The organism is Bacillus cereus group sp. MYBKT111-2, from assembly GCF_051915205.1.
Lineage (GTDB): Bacteria > Bacillota > Bacilli > Bacillales > Bacillaceae_G > Bacillus_A > Bacillus_A paranthracis.
The window spans coordinates 514,653-530,680 of sequence record NZ_JBQAEG010000001.1; the positions used below are offsets into that span (position 1 = coordinate 514,653).

Below are 16,028 nucleotides of genomic sequence, written 5' to 3' on the forward strand. Positions count from 1 at the left end.
ACTATAATACACTAAAATATCTTGCCTCGGGGTGAGAAAATACCATAGCCGTTACAGACGCTTCTGGCTCCATCATAAATCCTTCCGTTAATGAAATACCTATTTCCTCTGGATGAATTAAGCGAAATAACTTTTCTTGATCTGCAAGTTCTGGACATGCTGGATAACCGAAGGACACTCGTATCCCTCTATATTTCGTACGGAAGCGTTCTTCCATCGTCAATTCTGGCGAATCTGGAATCCCCCAGCGATCGCGAATGAGCATATGTGTTTTTTCAGCAAGTCCTTCTGCTAGTTCAAGCGCTAACGATTGAATAGCATGACTGCGTAAATAATCACCTTTCGCCTTCCACTCTTCAGCAATGTCACGAACACCTTCTCCAACCGTAACAGATAGGAAAGCAACATAGTCCATCTCATCTCCAACTGGGCGTAAATAGTCACCTAAAGTACGATATGGTGCTTTTCCTTGTCTTGGGAATGTGAAACGCTCTATAACACGCGTATGATCTTCTGGATCATATATTACAATATTCTGTCCGTCGCTTTGCGCTGGGAAAAATTGATACACTGCTTTCGGTTTTAACCAAGATTGTCCTTCCTGCAATAATTCATCTATTAAATCATTTAATTCATGCGCTCTTTTATCTCCCTCTCGCAAAAGTTTCTTCACACTTCCCTTTAGGCCAAGGTGATGTCCAAGCAGCATTTGTCTATTTAGAAATGGCGCGAGATGTGAAACAGGAACATCTCTTAATACAATTCGTTTTGTTGAATCCGGCACGATAACCTCAGCCTTCGGTAATGGCTCAATTACTGCTGGAATTTCTACTTTCTTCTCTTCTTTTGTTACGATATGAAGATGACGTTCTTTTTTATCCTGCTTCATCTTCTCACGCTCTTCTTCTTTTTGAAGCTTATTAATAATATCCAGCCCCGTCATCGCATCACTCGCATAACATACGAGCCCTTTATAAGATGGCGAAATGCGATTATCTGTAAACTTTCTCGTTAACGCTGCCCCGCCTACAACGATTGGAATATCAATATCCGCCGCTTTTAAATCTTCTGCAGTCGTTACCATTTGTTGAGCCGATTTTACTAACAAGCCAGAAAGACCTATAATATCCGGCTTCTTTTCTTGTACTTCTTGAACAATTCGATCCGAACGTACATTAATTCCTAAATTAATAATCTCATATCCGTTATTCGCTAAAATAATTTCAACGAGATTTTTCCCAATATCATGTACGTCCCCTTTAACAGTCGCTAATAATACTTTCCCTTTTTTCGCACTGTCACTAGATTCCATATGTGGCTCTAAATAACTTACAGCTGCTTTCATACTTTCAGCACTTTGCAGTACTTCAGCAACAATCAATTCATTATTATTAAATAATCGTCCCACCTCATCCATTCCTGTCATAAGTGGGCCATTAATAATATCCAAAGGTTTTCTTCCTTCTGTAAGTGCGAGACTTAAATCTTCGTGTAAACCTTGTTTCGTACCTTCTACAATGTAATTTGCGAGCCTTTCATCAAGTGTTAATGTTTCTTGGACAACAACATCTTTCTTTTTTGCCACGCGATAGAAGTTTGTAAATTTCTCCAACGTCTCTTGCGTCGTTTCAAAAAGCAATGCATCTGCAAGGCGTTTTTCTTCATCAGGAATTGACGCATAGCGCTCTAATTTTTCCGTATTTACAATCGCGTAATCTAACCCTGCTTTCGTTGCATGATATAAAAAGACGGAATTTAACACTTCGCGACCAGCTGGTGGTAAACCAAATGATATGTTACTTACACCTAAAATCGTTAAACACTCTGGTAATGCTTCTTTAATAAGGCGAATCCCTTCTATCGTCGCAGCCGCCGAGCCAATATACTCTTCATCACCTGTCCCTACAGGAAATACAAGTGCATCAAAAATAATATCTGATGGGCGTATACCATATTTCGTCGTCAATAACTCATAACTTCTTTTCGCAATTTCTAGTTTTCTTTCCGCACTTACTGCCATTCCATCTTCATCGATTGTTCCAACTACAATTGCAGCACCATATTTACGAAGAAGCGGTGTCACTTTTTTAAATCGCTCTTCTCCATCTTCTAAGTTAATTGAATTAATAACAGCTTTCCCTTGAATATAAGTAAGAGCTCGCTCCATCACATGTTCATCTGTTGAGTCAATCATAATCGGTACTTTTAACACTTTCGTAACTTCTGCCAAGAAGTTTTCCATATCTTCTATTTCATCGCGGTCCGGGTCTGCCATACAAATATCAATAATATGAGCATTTTTCTTCACTTGCGCTCTAGCGATTTCAGCAGCCTCTTCAAATTTCCCTTCTGCTACTAATCTTTTAAATTTACGTGATCCAATAACATTTGTTCTTTCACCAACAAATAACGGTCTCATGGAGTCATCATATTGCAGTGCCTCTAATCCACTAACCCCATGTCCCGCTCTCTCTTGCTGTTCACGAGGTTTAAGAGACGTTAATGCGGATTTCATTGCTTTTATATGTTCTGGTGTTGTACCACAACAACCACCGATAATATTAACCCATCCTTCTTCTGCAAATCGCTTCACTTTCTCGGCAAGCGAGGATGGAGATTCATGATAATGTCCATCTTCATCAGGAAGACCTGCATTTGGATAACAAGAAATGTAACACTCCGATAAATCAGATAGAGAACGAATATGGTCTCTCATAAACTCCGGACCAGTCGCACAGTTTAATCCAACAGATAATGGCTTCATATGTTCTACCGATAAGTAAAAAGCCTCAATTGTTTGCCCAGCTAGAGTCGTTCCCATCGGTTCAATCGTTCCCGAAATCATGATAGGTACAACTGTATTTAGTTCATCAAAAGCCGCTTGAATTCCAATATAAGCAGCCTTCACGTTACGCATATCTTGACTCGTCTCAACGAGTAATACATCCACTTCTCCTTTCAACAATCCTCTTGCCTGCCGTGTATAAGCTTCAATTAATTCTTCAAACGTTACACCACCAGTAACACTAATCGCTTTCGTTGTCGGTCCCATTGCTCCCGCAACATATACTTCCTTCCCGCTTTCTTCGACTGCTTGCTTCGCTAAACGCGCTGCCTTCTCATTTAGCTCCTCGTCTAAATAAGATAACTCATAATCACTTAGCACAATATTTGTCGCCCCAAATGTATTTGTTTCAATAATATCCGCTCCAGCTTCAATGTAGGCTTTATGAATCTTTAAAATAACATCTGGTCTTGTTTCTACTAAATACTCATTACAACCTTCGTACTCTTCTCCACCGAAATCTTCCGCAGTTAAGTCCTCTTGTTGGATCATCGTTCCCATTGCACCATCTAATAGTAAGATGTTATTTTGTAATTTTTCTTCTATACATTTCATCAATTAATACCTTCTTTCACTTCTTGCTTTTCTCTCACATATTTAACAAGATGTTCTGTAATTTCATATTTTAGAAATGGTGTAATCAGATAAATGCCGTTAAAATATTTCATCGCCGCATCAATTAGTTCTTGTGAAATGCGAATTCCTTCCTCAATTGCTGCCTCTTTCGTTTCATGTCCATCCATTCTCTCCCTTACTGCTTCAGGCAGCGTAATTCCTGGCACCTCAAAATGAAGAAAATCTGCATTCCTTTTACTTATTAATGGCATAATCCCAATAAAAATAGGTTGTTCTAAATGCTTTGTCGCTTCATACACTTCTTCAATTAATGCGATATCATAAATCGGCTGCGTTAAGAAATATTCCGCTCCAGCATCTATTTTCCGTTCCATTCGCTTAACCGCTGCTTTTAAATGTCTTACATGAGGGTTAAATGCGCCGCCTACAGAAAACCTTGTTGCTGGCCCTATCGATTTCCCTAAAATAGAGCGCCCATCATTCATTTCTTTAATCATTTTAATGAGCTCAATAGAGGACAAATCATATACAGAAGTGGCACCTGGAAAATCACCAACACGCGCTGGATCTCCAGTTAAAGCTAACACTTCTTCCATACCTAACGCTGATAGACCTAGTAAGTGAGATTGTAGTCCGATGACGTTATGGTCTCTACATGTTAAGTGCGTCAATACCGGAATATCATGCTTCGTTAATAATGCTCCCATTGCCATATTCGAGATACGAGGCGATGCTAATGAATTATCTGCTAGAGTAATAGCATCTGCTCCAGCTCTTTTCAATGCTCTTGCACCTTCAAAAAATCGCTGCGTATCTAACGTTTTCGGTGGATCTAATTCCACTACTACTGTCGTTTGTTTTTTTGCTTTCTCTGCTAAAGTGACATGGGCTTTTGAACGTTTCTCATGTGTATGAACTACTTTTGGTCTTTGAATCGTATCCTTTTCTATTACAGGCGTAACATTTAAAGTAGCACGTTTCATACTTTCAATATGTTCTGGAGTCGTGCCACAACAACCACCCAATAACCGAATACCTTGCTCAATAAATTTCGGTGTCATCGCTTCGAAATAAGCTGGACTTCCCTCATATACGTAGCGTCCCTCCACATAATTTGGGAGACCTGCATTTGGATATGCTGACAAGTAACCATTTTTCGGAATCGATATCATTTTAAAAGCTTCCGTCATATGAAGTGGCCCTAGTTGGCAGTTCAATCCAACAACATTTGCACCGTAATCTAAAAGTTGTTTTAATATTTCATTTACATCATTTCCATTTTGAGTCGTACCCGCCTCATGTAACGCCAATTGCGCTACAATTGGAATATTTGTTTCTTTTCGTAACACCTGGACAGCATGAAGTAATTCAAACTCATCATAAAAAGTCTCTAATAGCAGTCCATCAACCTGTTCTTCTAATAATGCACTTGCCTGTTCCAGTAACATAAATTCTCGCTCCATATCAGTTGTCGTAACCGCCCCGATATGTTTCATACCACCAATTGTGCCTAAAATTGCATTTCTGTCTGTAACAGATGCTTTCGCCAGTTTTACTGCCGCTCTATTAATTTCAGTAACTTGATTTTCTAATCCATACATACGTAATTTCGCTTCATTTGCTCCGTACGTATTTGTTTGAATCACATCTGCCCCAGCCGCTACATATTGCTTATGAATCGATACAATTAAATCTGGATCAGATATATTCAATTCTTCAAAACTACTTTGCAAACCATGTGAATGTAATAACGTCCCAACCGCACCATCACCTATTACAATTCCTTTTGATAATAAATCTAGTAATTTCACAAATCTCCCTCATTTCTATCAATATAAAAACCCCCTCTTCACTTTGAAGAGGGGGACATAATCGATCCTCCTCTTATTATGCAAAACATTCGTTTTGCAGGTATTAGCACCGTTTCAAACATTTCGTTTGAAGGTTGCCGGGTTTCACAGGGCCTTTCCCTCCACCGCTCTCAATAAGAGTTTGTCTTTATTATTTTATTTATGTAGCTAAAAGGAAATGCGTTCCCCTTTTAACAATGTTTGTTAATTTTTTTATAAATTTAGCACGCACAAATACAAAAGTCAATGACACTTGCGGAAAAATAAAAATTATTTAAAATAAAGTTGCAATTCAATTATCTTTTGTTGTAAAGTTAAAAACATAATAAAATTTCATACGAACATTCTTATCTAGAGAGGTAGAGGGACTGGCCCTATGACGCCTCAGCAACCATTAACATTTGTTAATAAGGTGCTAATTCCAGCAAATTGTGAAAGATTTGACAGATGAGAAGAAGACTCTATTCAAACCGAAAGCCTTCTTCTTAGAAGGCTTTTTTATTTTATATTCAACTAATGGTTCAATTTAAAAAGGAGGAATTTTTACATGTCAACTATCGAAACAAAATTAGCGCAAATCGGAAACCGGAGTGAAACTACAACGGGAACTGTTAATCCACCTGTTTATTTTTCAACTGCTTATCGTCACGAAGGAATTGGTAAATCTACTGGATTTGATTATTCACGAACTGGAAATCCAACGCGCGGCCTATTAGAACAGGCAATCGCAGACTTAGAATGCGGTGAACAAGGTTATGCCTGTAGTTCAGGGATGGCAGCCGTTCTTCTTGTCCTTTCCCTATTCCGCTCTGGAGACGAACTTATTGTTTCTGAAGATTTATACGGTGGCACTTATCGATTATTTTCTGAGCACGAAAAAAAGTGGAACGTTCGATGTAGATACGTAAATACACAATCTATTAAACAAATTGAGCAAGCCATCACAACGAAAACGAAGGCTATTTTCATAGAAACTCCAACTAATCCATTAATGCAAGTTACCGATATTGCCGCTGTTGCAACTGTAGCGAAAAGACACGGACTACTTCTTATTGTAGACAACACATTCTACACACCTTATATACAGCAGCCATTAACAGAAGGTGCCGATATTGTACTTCATAGCGCAACGAAATATTTAGGTGGTCATAACGATGTACTAAGCGGACTTGTCGTTGCAAAAGGAAAGGAACTTTGTGAGGAAATCGCTCATTATCATAATGCCTCTGGTGCGGTCTTAAGTCCATTTGACTCATGGCTATTAATCCGTGGTATGAAAACGTTAGCGCTTCGCATGAGACAACATGAAGAAAATGCAAAAGCAGTTGTTGCTTATTTAAATGATGAAGATGGGGTGACAGATGTATTTTATCCTGGAAGAGGCGGCATGATCTCGTTTCGTCTGAAAGATGAAACATGGATTAATCCATTCTTACAATCTTTATCCTTAATTACATTTGCCGAAAGTCTCGGTGGTGTTGAAAGTTTAATGACATATCCAGCAACACAAACACACGCTGATATTCCTGAAGAAATTAGAACAGCAAACGGTGTATGTAATCGTCTTCTTCGATTTTCCGTTGGTATTGAAAATAGTAACGATTTAATTCAAGACTTAAAGCAAGCCATTAAACTTGTAAAAGAAGGTGTAAGAATATGAGTTATTCTATAGATACACTCTTACTGCACAACCAATATAAACATGACTCGCAAACAGGAGCTGTTAACGTTCCCATCTATAACACATCAACATTTCACCAATTTGATGTAGATACGTTCGGGAAATATGACTATAGCAGGTCAGGCAATCCAACTCGTGAAGCTCTTGAAGACATCATTGCTTTATTAGAAGGCGGAACAAAAGGATTTGCCTTCGCATCAGGAATTGCAGCGATTTCTACTGCATTCCTCCTCCTTTCACAAGGTGATCACGTACTCATTTCAGAAGACGTATACGGAGGAACTTATCGAATGATAACTGAAGTTCTCTCCCGTTACGGTGTTTCACATACATTTGTTGATATGACCAATTTAGAAGAAATAAAGCAAAACATTAAGCCAAATACAAAACTCTTTTATGTAGAAACACCTTCCAATCCACTTTTAAAAGTGACAGATATTCGTGCTGTTTCTAAACTTGCAAAATCTATTGGCGCCCTTACTTTTGTTGATAATACATTTTTGACACCACTATTCCAGAAACCACTTGACCTTGGCGCTGATGTCGTTCTTCATAGTGCCACAAAATTCATTGCCGGTCATAGTGATGTTACTGCCGGATTAGCAGTTGTAAAAGATACCGATCTCGCTCAAAAACTTGGCTTTTTACAAAATTCATTCGGCGCTATTCTAGGCCCGCAAGATTGTTCTCTCGTACTTCGTGGTCTAAAAACATTGCATGTACGTCTTGAGCATTCAGCTGCTAATGCCAATAAAATTGCACACTATTTACAAGAGCACGCTAAAGTTCAAAATGTCTATTATCCAGGATTACAAACACATCTTGGATTTAACATTCAACAATCTCAAGCTACATCAGCAGGAGCTGTCCTATCTTTCACTTTACAATCAGAAGACGCACTTCGCCAATTTTTATCAAAAGTAAAATTACCTGTCTTTGCGGTTAGTTTAGGGGCTGTCGAATCGATCCTTTCCTACCCAGCTAAAATGTCACATGCAGCACTATCGCAAGAAGCTCGTGATGAAAGAGGGATTTCAAATTCATTACTTCGGCTATCCGTCGGTCTTGAAAATGTTGACGATTTAATATCCGATTTTGAAAATGCCCTTTCTTATGTAGAAGAGCCTGTAAATGCATAGAGAGCAGAGAAGATATGAAATTAAGTTATCATATCTTCTTTTTTACGCTGATAAGTATATTTGTCAATCCTTCGTGTAATTCTAAGATTTATCAGCTATATTCAAACATTTCATTTTCACCATAAAGAAGCTGACTACATTCGGCTTCTTTTCTTTTAACCTGTTTTATATTCTATATATAACATTATAATTCCTTTGTCATATTATTTTAAAAATTTCGTATATTCATTTGAAAGAATAAGAAAATCATGATAAAATTGTGTTACAAATATATCTATATCTTTCAATTTTTAAAACGCATCGAAATTTTCACCCAAAAATGTCATTTTACAAAACCGTGCTAAATTATCTACTTTATTTACATCAGGGTCTCTTTTCTTACAATTTCTTTACTTTAGGAATGTTTTTCTGCAACAACTGTTTTCTTTTCTTTAATTTTTTGGTATGTATAGTATGGTATAACAGCTCACACGGAGGTGGAAAAGAACATGTTAGAAACCTTTCAAAAAGAAATAGAACTATATGAAAGCAATGCAGAATTATTGAAAGTACTTGCTCATCCTGTTCGCTTATGTATTGTAAAAGGATTAATTGAACGCGGTCCAAGCAACGTTTCTACAATGTACACTGGCTTAAACATGCCACAATCTACAATTTCACAGCATTTAGCAAAGTTAAAAAGTGCTAAAATCGTTTCAAGTGAAAGAAAAGGATTGGAAATTTATTACAAAGTAGAAAACGAGACAATTATTCAACTCGTTCGCGTATTATTGGGTTAGGGACTCATAGACAGAGAAAAAGGACGTATTTTATATTTTTCATCTCATATCTTTAATATAAATATATATCATGAGAGGAAATATATGATGCTACATAAGTCGTATTAAAAAACAAGACACAGAACTATGCTGTGTCTTGTTTTTTATATTTTCAAATACCGATCCAAGTGTAACTGTTGCATATGTTTCGTATGTATAACAACATCACATGCACTCCCTAATCCTCCGCTCAAAATCATAGAATGAACTGCACGATTTTGTTTTTGAATTTCAGAAAAAGGATCCCGATCTTGATGATTCGTAAGCAGCTCTAGTATTCCTGCTGCTAACAAAAACTCAGATTGTTTCTTATGCCATACCATATTCATACCTTGCAGGCTAAACATTTCTTTCAGTTCGTCCCAATGAATATGAGTAGTAAGATCCATTTCACCTGGATACGCTAAAGGATTACGAATTAACTTATGCTCATAATATCCTCGTAAGCTACCTTCTTGATGTGCAGGATGCATCCATTCTTCTTTTGTATATCCATAATCAACTGTAATACATACACCTCGTTGAAACCATTTCGCAATTTCTTTTATATATTCTTCCATCGCAATCGGCACTTCAAACCGCTGTCCTTCAGCAAGATGAATATTATATTTCAATAAGTATCGGCCAATTGTTTTATGTAATGGCCTACATACTTCTGCAAGTTTCCCTTCCTCTGTGTACGTAACACGTACTTCATACAATATTCCATTTCTCTTCTCAATTACTTCAACAGGAAATGCATCAAATAACTCATTCGAAAAAAGAATCCCTTCAAACGATTCTCCCATTTCATTATGCGATCTATAATATGACACATTAGAAAACGAACAAAGAGTCTTTTGCTGCAATTTTCTATGAAAAGGGCTCATTTCAATCATTGAATAGTTTAAATCAATAAAGGTTTCCGGTGATAATTGCTTCCATTCTTGTAAAACATCATAAGCAAACCTTCCTGTTCCTCCACCAATCTCACAAATATTCGGAGCAACTTCACCATTTTCAACAAGACGAATAAAAAACTTAGCAAATGTTTTTGCAAAAACAGAGGATACGTTGCTACTTGTAAAAAAATCCCCTTGTCTTCCAATTTTTTCACGTTCTTTCATATAATATCCATGTTCCTCTGCATATAATGCGAGGTTCATATATGTACTGTATGAAATTGAATAATCCTTTTCTTTTTCCATCCATTCTTTTAAAATGAGCTCCATCCCCATACTAGCTCCTTACTGTAAAAATGGATTATTTTCTTTTTCAAAACCAATGCTTGTTTCTGGACCATGTCCACATAACACCGCTGTTTCATCAGGTAATACAAATAATTTCTCTTCAATACTTCCAATCAACTCTGCAAAACTTCCACCAGGTAAATCTGTTCTTCCAATACTCATTTGGAATAATACATCTCCAGAAAATACAGCATTCGCCTCTTTACAGTAATAAGAAATACTGCCTGGAGAATGTCCTGGTGTCTCAAAAATTTCAAAGTTAAATGAACCAATTGCTAATGCACCTTCTGCATCAATAATATGATCTGCTGGTTTTGCTGTAATGCTGCGATTCATCATAAAGATTTGAGAACCATTTACAGTTGCATCGCCTAACCAATCTGCTTCTTCTTTATGTACATACACAGGAATATGAAAAGCGTCTCTTACCGCATCAACAGCACCAATATGATCAAAGTGAGCATGTGTTAATAAAACAGCCAGTGGCTTTAATTGTTCTTCTTGTAAATATGTAACGAGCTTCTCTCCTTCGTGACCAGGATCAAAGATAATACACTCATTTTTCTCATTCGTTAAAATATAAGCATTTGTTTGTAATGGGCCTAACGGCATTTGTATCCATTTCATATAAAAATCTCCTCCAATTATTAAACTTACTTTCAATGATACAACATTTTTTTCTCTTAGGAAAAGAAAGGATGCTATCTCGACAATCATTTTTAAAACATGTACAATATAAAAGAGTAAATATTCCAAAAACTCATATTAAGGAATGGGTAGACAGAGGAGGATATTGTATGGGCCTTGTTATTATTTTTACGCTTGTCACTCTGTTAGCTGTATTTGCTACGCTTAGAACACTTCGCGAAAAGAATTTTCTCGCGGGCGGCTTTGCAATTGCAACTGTACTCGTTTTCGGATGGTTTACAATCATGACTGTTCTATATAACGGGTACCCACCAGCAGCTTAATTCATTTACATGCTCGTCTTCATCAAGATTTCGCACAAAAAGAGGAAGGGTTTCCCCTTCCTCTTTTCATACTTCACAACTTATATCATCTTCGCTTCGTATTTGTGCTTTTTTACAAGCCAAGCTCCTCCGATAACACCTGCATCATTACCAAGTGTTGCAATAGCTAACTTCGTGCTCTTTACAGCACGTGAGAAAGCATATTGCTCAAAATAGCGTTGAATTGGTTCTAAAAGTGCATCTCCAGCTTTAGAAACGCCTCCGCCAATAACGATTTTCTCTGGGTTCAACGTGCTAGAAAGGTTCGCTACAGCTAATCCTAAATAAGAAGCTACCTTTTCTACTACTTCGCCTGCTAGTTCATCACCTTGTCCATGTGCTTCAAATACGTCTTTTGATGTGATACGTCCTTCTTCTGCTAACATAGAACGTAGAATACTTTCTTTATCAGTCTCTTGTATTTTTTGCATAGCAACACGCACAATACCTGTTGCAGATGCTACAGTTTCTAGGCAACCAGACTTCCCGCAATTACATGGGAAAGCATTCTCTGTAACGACTGTAATGTGTCCGATTTCACCAGCAGCACCGCTTACGCCGTGTACAATCTCTCCATTGGCAATTACACCGCCGCCAACACCAGTGCCAAGCGTCATACAAATTAAATCTTTTGCTCCTTCACCAGCACCTTTCCACATTTCACCAAGCGCTGCTAAGTTCGCATCATTATCAATCACAACAGGTAATCCTGTTTCTACTTCTAATAAATCTTTTAACGGATAGTTCTTCCATCCTAAGTTAACCGCTTCATAAATCATTCCAGACGCCACGTGTACAGGGCCAGGAGCTCCCATACCAATACCGATTAACTTACTTTTTAATTCGCCTAACTCTTCTAACTTTTTATCAATAGCTTTCGCTACATCAAGTGTAATATGTTTTCCTTGCTCATTTGTATTCGTAGGGATTTCCCACTTATGTAAAATTTCACCGTATACATTAATAAATGCTAATTTAATCGTTGTACCACCAAGGTCAACACCAACTAACCATTTCTCTTCCATGTTACTTACCTACCTTTATCTAATTCTTATTTAGCTCTTTTTGAATTTCTTGCTTCAATAAAAATAAAGCTGTTTGATAGTCTTGTGAATCGATTAGCTGTGATTGATTTAATTCACGCAATTCATCTTGCATTAATTGTAAATCTGCAATTCGATCTCCCGTATAAATAATCGTACCAAATTTCTTTAGCAATTGCTGAATATCATATATAGATAACATTTCATCACCCTCTATGCTCACTTACTATAAAAAATTATAATAAGAAAACGTTCACATATTTTATTATAATCAAGAAGAAAAAGTCTCGTCAATTTTTATTTGTCTATACAAGCCCATTTTTAACCATTGTTCCTTTTTCTGTAATAATTTTTTCTACATTTTTATCAAACGGCTCTATTGGAATATGGTCTACCATTTGAAAACTATAAGCTAATGATAGCGTTTTCCCTTTATAATGCATGAGATAACGATCATAATAGCCACCACCATATCCAATCCGTTCTCCTCGCTCTGTATAAGCTACACCTGGTACAATTTGAAGGTCAATTTCATCTGCATTCACTTCTTCCGTAAGCGCTGGAATTGGCTCACGTAAATTCATATACACTGTTTCCAATTGATCAAAATTACTAATTTGCCTAAAGGACATTGTTCTTGTTTCTTTATTACACTTCGGAACAACAACTTTCTTTCCTTCTTCCCAAGCTTTTTCGATAATAGGATATGTATTCACTTCATTTTCCATTGAAAGAGTGATTCCAATTGTTTTAGCTTCAGCCCACTCTTTTTGTGCATACAACGAAAATGCTATTTGCTCTGATAAAGTTGTATACCGTTCTTTTGATAAAGAATTCATGTGCTCTATTATTTGTTTACGTAAACGTAGTTTCTCTTCTCTCACACATTTTCCCCCTCACAGTGATACTTTTCTCTACGATGATAGTGTATCACTTTTAAGAGAGGAATCGAATAAAAAAAGAAACAGTAGGAAAATATTCCTACTGCTTACTTTGTTTCACGGTGTAACGTAGACTTCTTGTCACGCTTGCAATACTTTTTAAGCTCGATACGCTCAGCGTTGTTACGTTTGTTTTTCTTTGAGATATAGTTACGATCTCCGCATTCTGTACATGCTAGAGTAATATTCACACGCATTCTTATTTCCCTCCAGTACTAATAACTTAAATCAGACTATACTATAATACCACTTTTAAAATAAAAATTCTACACCTTTTGATATTGTCTAATTTTTTCTATAAGGTTTTTCATGTTTTCCCTTGCTATTACTGGGTTTCTAGCATGTGAATACACTAAAAATTTCGGTTGTTTTGTGTCAGAAACGATATAAGACCACTCTTTTTCGGTATATTTGAACTGTACTCCTTCAAATATGCCTTCTTCCTTCCTTTCGATATCCGCCAATAATTTCCTCATCACCTTCCCTTTTTCATTCCACGAACATACAACTTCATCACAAAGTAAATAAAGCGGCGGGGATTGCTCTACTATGCTGAGAAAGGTTTTTCCCTGCAATGCTATTAACTCGAATAATTTTCCAATTCGATATAAAATATCTCGCTTCCATCTCGCTTGAAACGATTTTTTTTCATCCTGCGTATAAAATAGAAGATAACATTCTCCTAATTTCAAAGACATTGGGTAAATATTTCCTGCCGATTCCAGTAATAAATCTGGAATATCAATCTCTTCAAAATCCGTCCCTTGGTAAATATTACTATGATTATCATATAACTCGAAATAATTTCCTTGCTCTGAAAACATAAGCGCCATATTTGCTTTACTTGATTTCATTAAAGCTTTCACATGATCCTTTTGTTCGCCCGCATAAATCCACGTAACTGTGCATCCGAGTCTTTGCAAAAAGAGCATAAGCAAATGTTGTAACATATCATTTCTCTTATTAATAAGAAGATGGAACTTCTGTTTTTTTATTTTCTCAATATCAATACGCTCTAATACAGCCTCTATATAATTATGTAAAGAAACGTGTACTAGCTTATTCCGCCCCATTTCCTTCTCACATACGTAATAAAACGACTCAGACATATACACTTGTTCTATCGCTTTTTGCTGCTTATACGTTAACTGTGCCCCATCCTTACCATACAACTTTATAACAATCTCTTTTTCTTTTTCCGCTTGAATGAAAACCCCGCCCGCACATTGCAAATCTTGAATGCTGTACTGAAAAAGTGATTCGTTCATTTCTTTGCATTCCATCGTATGAATCCCAATACCATGAATTGCATGAAGAAAAAGATTTTTATAAGAAGTCGTTTCTATATGTTCTTGACTCCCGATTAATATACTTTCCCCTTTTGTAAAAAGAGATCCGTACGCCATCGCAACCTTTACAATAAATTGAGGTGTAATCTCCACATTACCTCTTCCTACAATGCGGCTTTTTTGCAACCATCCTGCACTCTTCTCACTTTCTTGAACACCAGCCGATCCTACTACCGAATGACTATCAATCGCCTTATATGGCCATAGTTTTCCCTTTTGCTTAATTACCGTACTTTTCCCTATATGACAATGATCCGCTACAATGCTTTTTTGAAACAATGTAACATCATCTTCCACCATTGTATGTTCTCCTATTGTCGTTTCTAGTAACTCACAATATTCCCCAATGTGCGCATTTGCAAAAATAATACTCTTTTGAAGATGAGAATAACTTGAAACAACACTATTTTTCCCGATAATAGAGTATGGCTCAATTACAGATCCAGCACCAATTCTTGCTCCTTCACCAATAAAAGAAGGACCGTGAATTTTCGTTCCTTTTCCAATCGTTACCCCTTCTCCCATCCATACCATCGGTAATACTTCCGTATACGGGATAGGTACTTGCAATTTTTTCGTTAACAAATCAAATTGTGCTTGTCGATATTGATCAAATGTACCGATATCTAACCAGTAACCTTCTGACAAATATGCAAATAATGCGTTCTTATTTGCCAATAACGGAAACACATCTTGACTAAAATCAAAAAATTCTCGGGGCGGTATGTAAGAAAAAATTTCTGGCTCCATAATATATATACCTGTATTCACAATATTAGAGACTACTTCATTCCAACTCGGTTTTTCTATGTATCGTGTAACCTCTTGTTCTTTGTTCATTACAACTAAACCAAATGAGAGTGGATTTTCTACTTCCTTTACAAACATAGTTACCATTCTTTTCTGTTGTTCATGAAACGTAATTCCTTCTGATAATTGAAAATCAGTTAACGCATCCCCACTTATGACAACAAACGTTTCATCCAAAAATTTTTCCGCTTGTTTAATACTCCCAGCAGTTCCAAGCGGTGGAGAGTCTTCAAAGTAGTACAAGTTAACGCCCCATTTGCTACCGTCACCAAAATATTGTTTGATGGCCGTACTCATATACTGAACAGTAATTGCAATCTCACGTATACCATGCTGACGTAATAATTCGATATTGTATTCTAAAACTGGCTTTTCTAATAATGGCAACATCGGCTTTGGAGTATTACATGTTAATGGTCTAAGGCGTCTTCCTTTTCCTCCAGCTAAAATAACCCCCTTCATATACTTCAGCCTCCACTTATATAATGTTAAGTAACTTCATATACGATATGTATATTATCTACCCCACATTAACTAGCAGTATAAAATAAAACTTTAATCAGCGTGGGGTTTGTTCCTCTCGCACTGATTGTGAGCCCTGACCACTCGGGCTTTGACAGGCGGTAAAACTCCCTATATACATGTATCTTTTAAACGCCAAAAAAGAAAGCGCTTACTATTGACTTAGTAATATATTACTTAATAAGCGAACAATCTATATGTCCTATTTTTCCCAT

At 36.8% G+C, this 16,028-nt stretch carries 13 protein-coding genes and 2 riboswitches; of the genes, 4 read left to right on the forward strand and 9 right to left on the reverse strand.

Going from position 1 to position 16,028, the window contains the following annotated elements:
• Nucleotide 1: 1 nt before the first annotated feature.
• Nucleotides 2-3,400, reverse strand: a complete 3,399-nt coding sequence (gene metH, locus ACTFNE_RS02765) for a methionine synthase (RefSeq protein ID WP_270705372.1) — start codon at nt 3,398-3,400, stop codon at nt 2-4.
• Nucleotides 3,400-5,232: a bifunctional homocysteine S-methyltransferase/methylenetetrahydrofolate reductase gene (locus ACTFNE_RS02770; protein WP_270705373.1), complete on the reverse strand. Its 1,833-nt coding sequence runs from the start codon at nt 5,230-5,232 to the stop codon at nt 3,400-3,402. Before ACTFNE_RS02770 ends, metH begins: the two co-directional genes overlap by 1 nt.
• 70 nt (nt 5,233-5,302) lie before the next feature.
• Nucleotides 5,303-5,412: riboswitch (SAM riboswitch) on the reverse strand.
• Between the two features lie 203 nt (nt 5,413-5,615).
• Nucleotides 5,616-5,725: riboswitch (SAM riboswitch) on the forward strand.
• 93 nt (nt 5,726-5,818) lie between these two features.
• Between ACTFNE_RS02770 and metI the strand changes: the two genes are divergently transcribed.
• The 3 genes from metI to ACTFNE_RS02785 all read left to right on the forward strand — a co-directional run bounded on the left by metI (nt 5,819) and on the right by ACTFNE_RS02785 (nt 8,870).
• The gene (gene metI, locus ACTFNE_RS02775) at nt 5,819-6,931 is read left to right on the forward strand and encodes a cystathionine gamma-synthase/O-acetylhomoserine thiolyase (RefSeq protein ID WP_000103875.1); all 1,113 of its coding nucleotides are present in this window, start codon (nt 5,819-5,821) and stop codon (nt 6,929-6,931) included.
• Nucleotides 6,928-8,091, forward strand: coding sequence for a cystathionine beta-lyase (gene metC / locus ACTFNE_RS02780; RefSeq protein WP_000122291.1), 1,164 nt, complete (start codon nt 6,928-6,930; stop codon nt 8,089-8,091). Before metI ends, metC begins: the two co-directional genes overlap by 4 nt.
• A 488-nt stretch (nt 8,092-8,579) precedes the next feature.
• A complete protein-coding gene (locus ACTFNE_RS02785; RefSeq protein ID WP_000894375.1) occupies nt 8,580-8,870 on the forward strand; it encodes an ArsR/SmtB family transcription factor in 291 nt (96 codons plus the stop codon).
• A 143-nt stretch (nt 8,871-9,013) separates the two neighbouring features.
• On the opposite strand, the gene ACTFNE_RS02790 is transcribed toward ACTFNE_RS02785, so the two are convergent.
• Together ACTFNE_RS02790 and ACTFNE_RS02795 are read right to left on the reverse strand one after the other, a co-directional pair.
• A complete protein-coding gene (locus ACTFNE_RS02790) occupies nt 9,014-10,126 on the reverse strand; it encodes a class I SAM-dependent methyltransferase (protein WP_046197826.1) in 1,113 nt (370 codons plus the stop codon).
• Between the two features lie 9 nt (nt 10,127-10,135).
• Complete coding sequence (locus ACTFNE_RS02795) at nt 10,136-10,765, reverse strand: MBL fold metallo-hydrolase (RefSeq protein WP_270705374.1); 630 nt, start codon at nt 10,763-10,765, stop codon at nt 10,136-10,138.
• A 170-nt stretch (nt 10,766-10,935) separates the two neighbouring features.
• Here ACTFNE_RS02795 and ACTFNE_RS02800 point away from each other — a divergent pair, with 170 nt between their 5' ends.
• Nucleotides 10,936-11,109, forward strand: a complete 174-nt coding sequence (locus tag ACTFNE_RS02800; protein ID WP_000524853.1) for a DUF2759 domain-containing protein — start codon at nt 10,936-10,938, stop codon at nt 11,107-11,109.
• Between the two features lie 80 nt (nt 11,110-11,189).
• Here ACTFNE_RS02800 and glcK read toward each other — a convergent pair whose 3' ends face one another.
• The 5 genes from glcK to ACTFNE_RS02825 all read right to left on the reverse strand — a co-directional run bounded on the left by glcK (nt 11,190) and on the right by ACTFNE_RS02825 (nt 15,753).
• Nucleotides 11,190-12,173: a glucokinase gene (gene glcK, locus ACTFNE_RS02805; protein WP_000391706.1), complete on the reverse strand. Its 984-nt coding sequence runs from the start codon at nt 12,171-12,173 to the stop codon at nt 11,190-11,192.
• A gap of 19 nt (nt 12,174-12,192) precedes the next feature.
• Nucleotides 12,193-12,393 carry a YqgQ family protein gene (locus ACTFNE_RS02810; RefSeq protein ID WP_000949156.1) on the reverse strand — a complete coding sequence of 67 codons (201 nt, stop codon included), beginning with the start codon at nt 12,391-12,393 and terminating at the stop codon, nt 12,193-12,195.
• A 103-nt stretch (nt 12,394-12,496) separates the two neighbouring features.
• Complete coding sequence (locus ACTFNE_RS02815; RefSeq protein ID WP_046197825.1) at nt 12,497-13,075, reverse strand: 5-formyltetrahydrofolate cyclo-ligase; 579 nt, start codon at nt 13,073-13,075, stop codon at nt 12,497-12,499.
• A 104-nt stretch (nt 13,076-13,179) separates the two neighbouring features.
• Nucleotides 13,180-13,329: a 50S ribosomal protein L33 gene (gene rpmG / locus ACTFNE_RS02820; RefSeq protein ID WP_001265616.1), complete on the reverse strand. Its 150-nt coding sequence runs from the start codon at nt 13,327-13,329 to the stop codon at nt 13,180-13,182.
• Nucleotides 13,330-13,398: 69 nt separating this feature from the next.
• Nucleotides 13,399-15,753: a sugar phosphate nucleotidyltransferase gene (locus ACTFNE_RS02825; protein WP_270705375.1), complete on the reverse strand. Its 2,355-nt coding sequence runs from the start codon at nt 15,751-15,753 to the stop codon at nt 13,399-13,401.
• Between the last annotated feature and the right edge of the window lie 275 nt (nt 15,754-16,028).

Excerpts from the sequence above, each read along its gene's own strand:
- metH (WP_270705372.1), bottom strand. The coding sequence starts at position 3,400 with ATGAAATGTATAGAAGAAAAATTACAAAATAACATCTTACTATTAGAT.
- ACTFNE_RS02785 (WP_000894375.1), top strand. The coding sequence starts at position 8,580 with ATGTTAGAAACCTTTCAAAAAGAAATAGAACTATATGAAAGCAATGCA.
- metC (WP_000122291.1), top strand. The coding sequence starts at position 6,928 with ATGAGTTATTCTATAGATACACTCTTACTGCACAACCAATATAAACAT.
- rpmG (WP_001265616.1), bottom strand. The coding sequence starts at position 13,329 with ATGCGTGTGAATATTACTCTAGCATGTACAGAATGCGGAGATCGTAAC.
- glcK (WP_000391706.1), bottom strand. The coding sequence starts at position 12,173 with ATGGAAGAGAAATGGTTAGTTGGTGTTGACCTTGGTGGTACAACGATT.
- ACTFNE_RS02790 (WP_046197826.1), bottom strand. The coding sequence starts at position 10,126 with ATGGGGATGGAGCTCATTTTAAAAGAATGGATGGAAAAAGAAAAGGAT.
- ACTFNE_RS02795 (WP_270705374.1), bottom strand. The coding sequence starts at position 10,765 with ATGAAATGGATACAAATGCCGTTAGGCCCATTACAAACAAATGCTTAT.
- ACTFNE_RS02800 (WP_000524853.1), top strand. The coding sequence starts at position 10,936 with ATGGGCCTTGTTATTATTTTTACGCTTGTCACTCTGTTAGCTGTATTT.
- metI (WP_000103875.1), top strand. The coding sequence starts at position 5,819 with ATGTCAACTATCGAAACAAAATTAGCGCAAATCGGAAACCGGAGTGAA.
- ACTFNE_RS02825 (WP_270705375.1), bottom strand. The coding sequence starts at position 15,753 with ATGAAGGGGGTTATTTTAGCTGGAGGAAAAGGAAGACGCCTTAGACCA.
- ACTFNE_RS02810 (WP_000949156.1), bottom strand. The coding sequence starts at position 12,393 with ATGTTATCTATATATGATATTCAGCAATTGCTAAAGAAATTTGGTACG.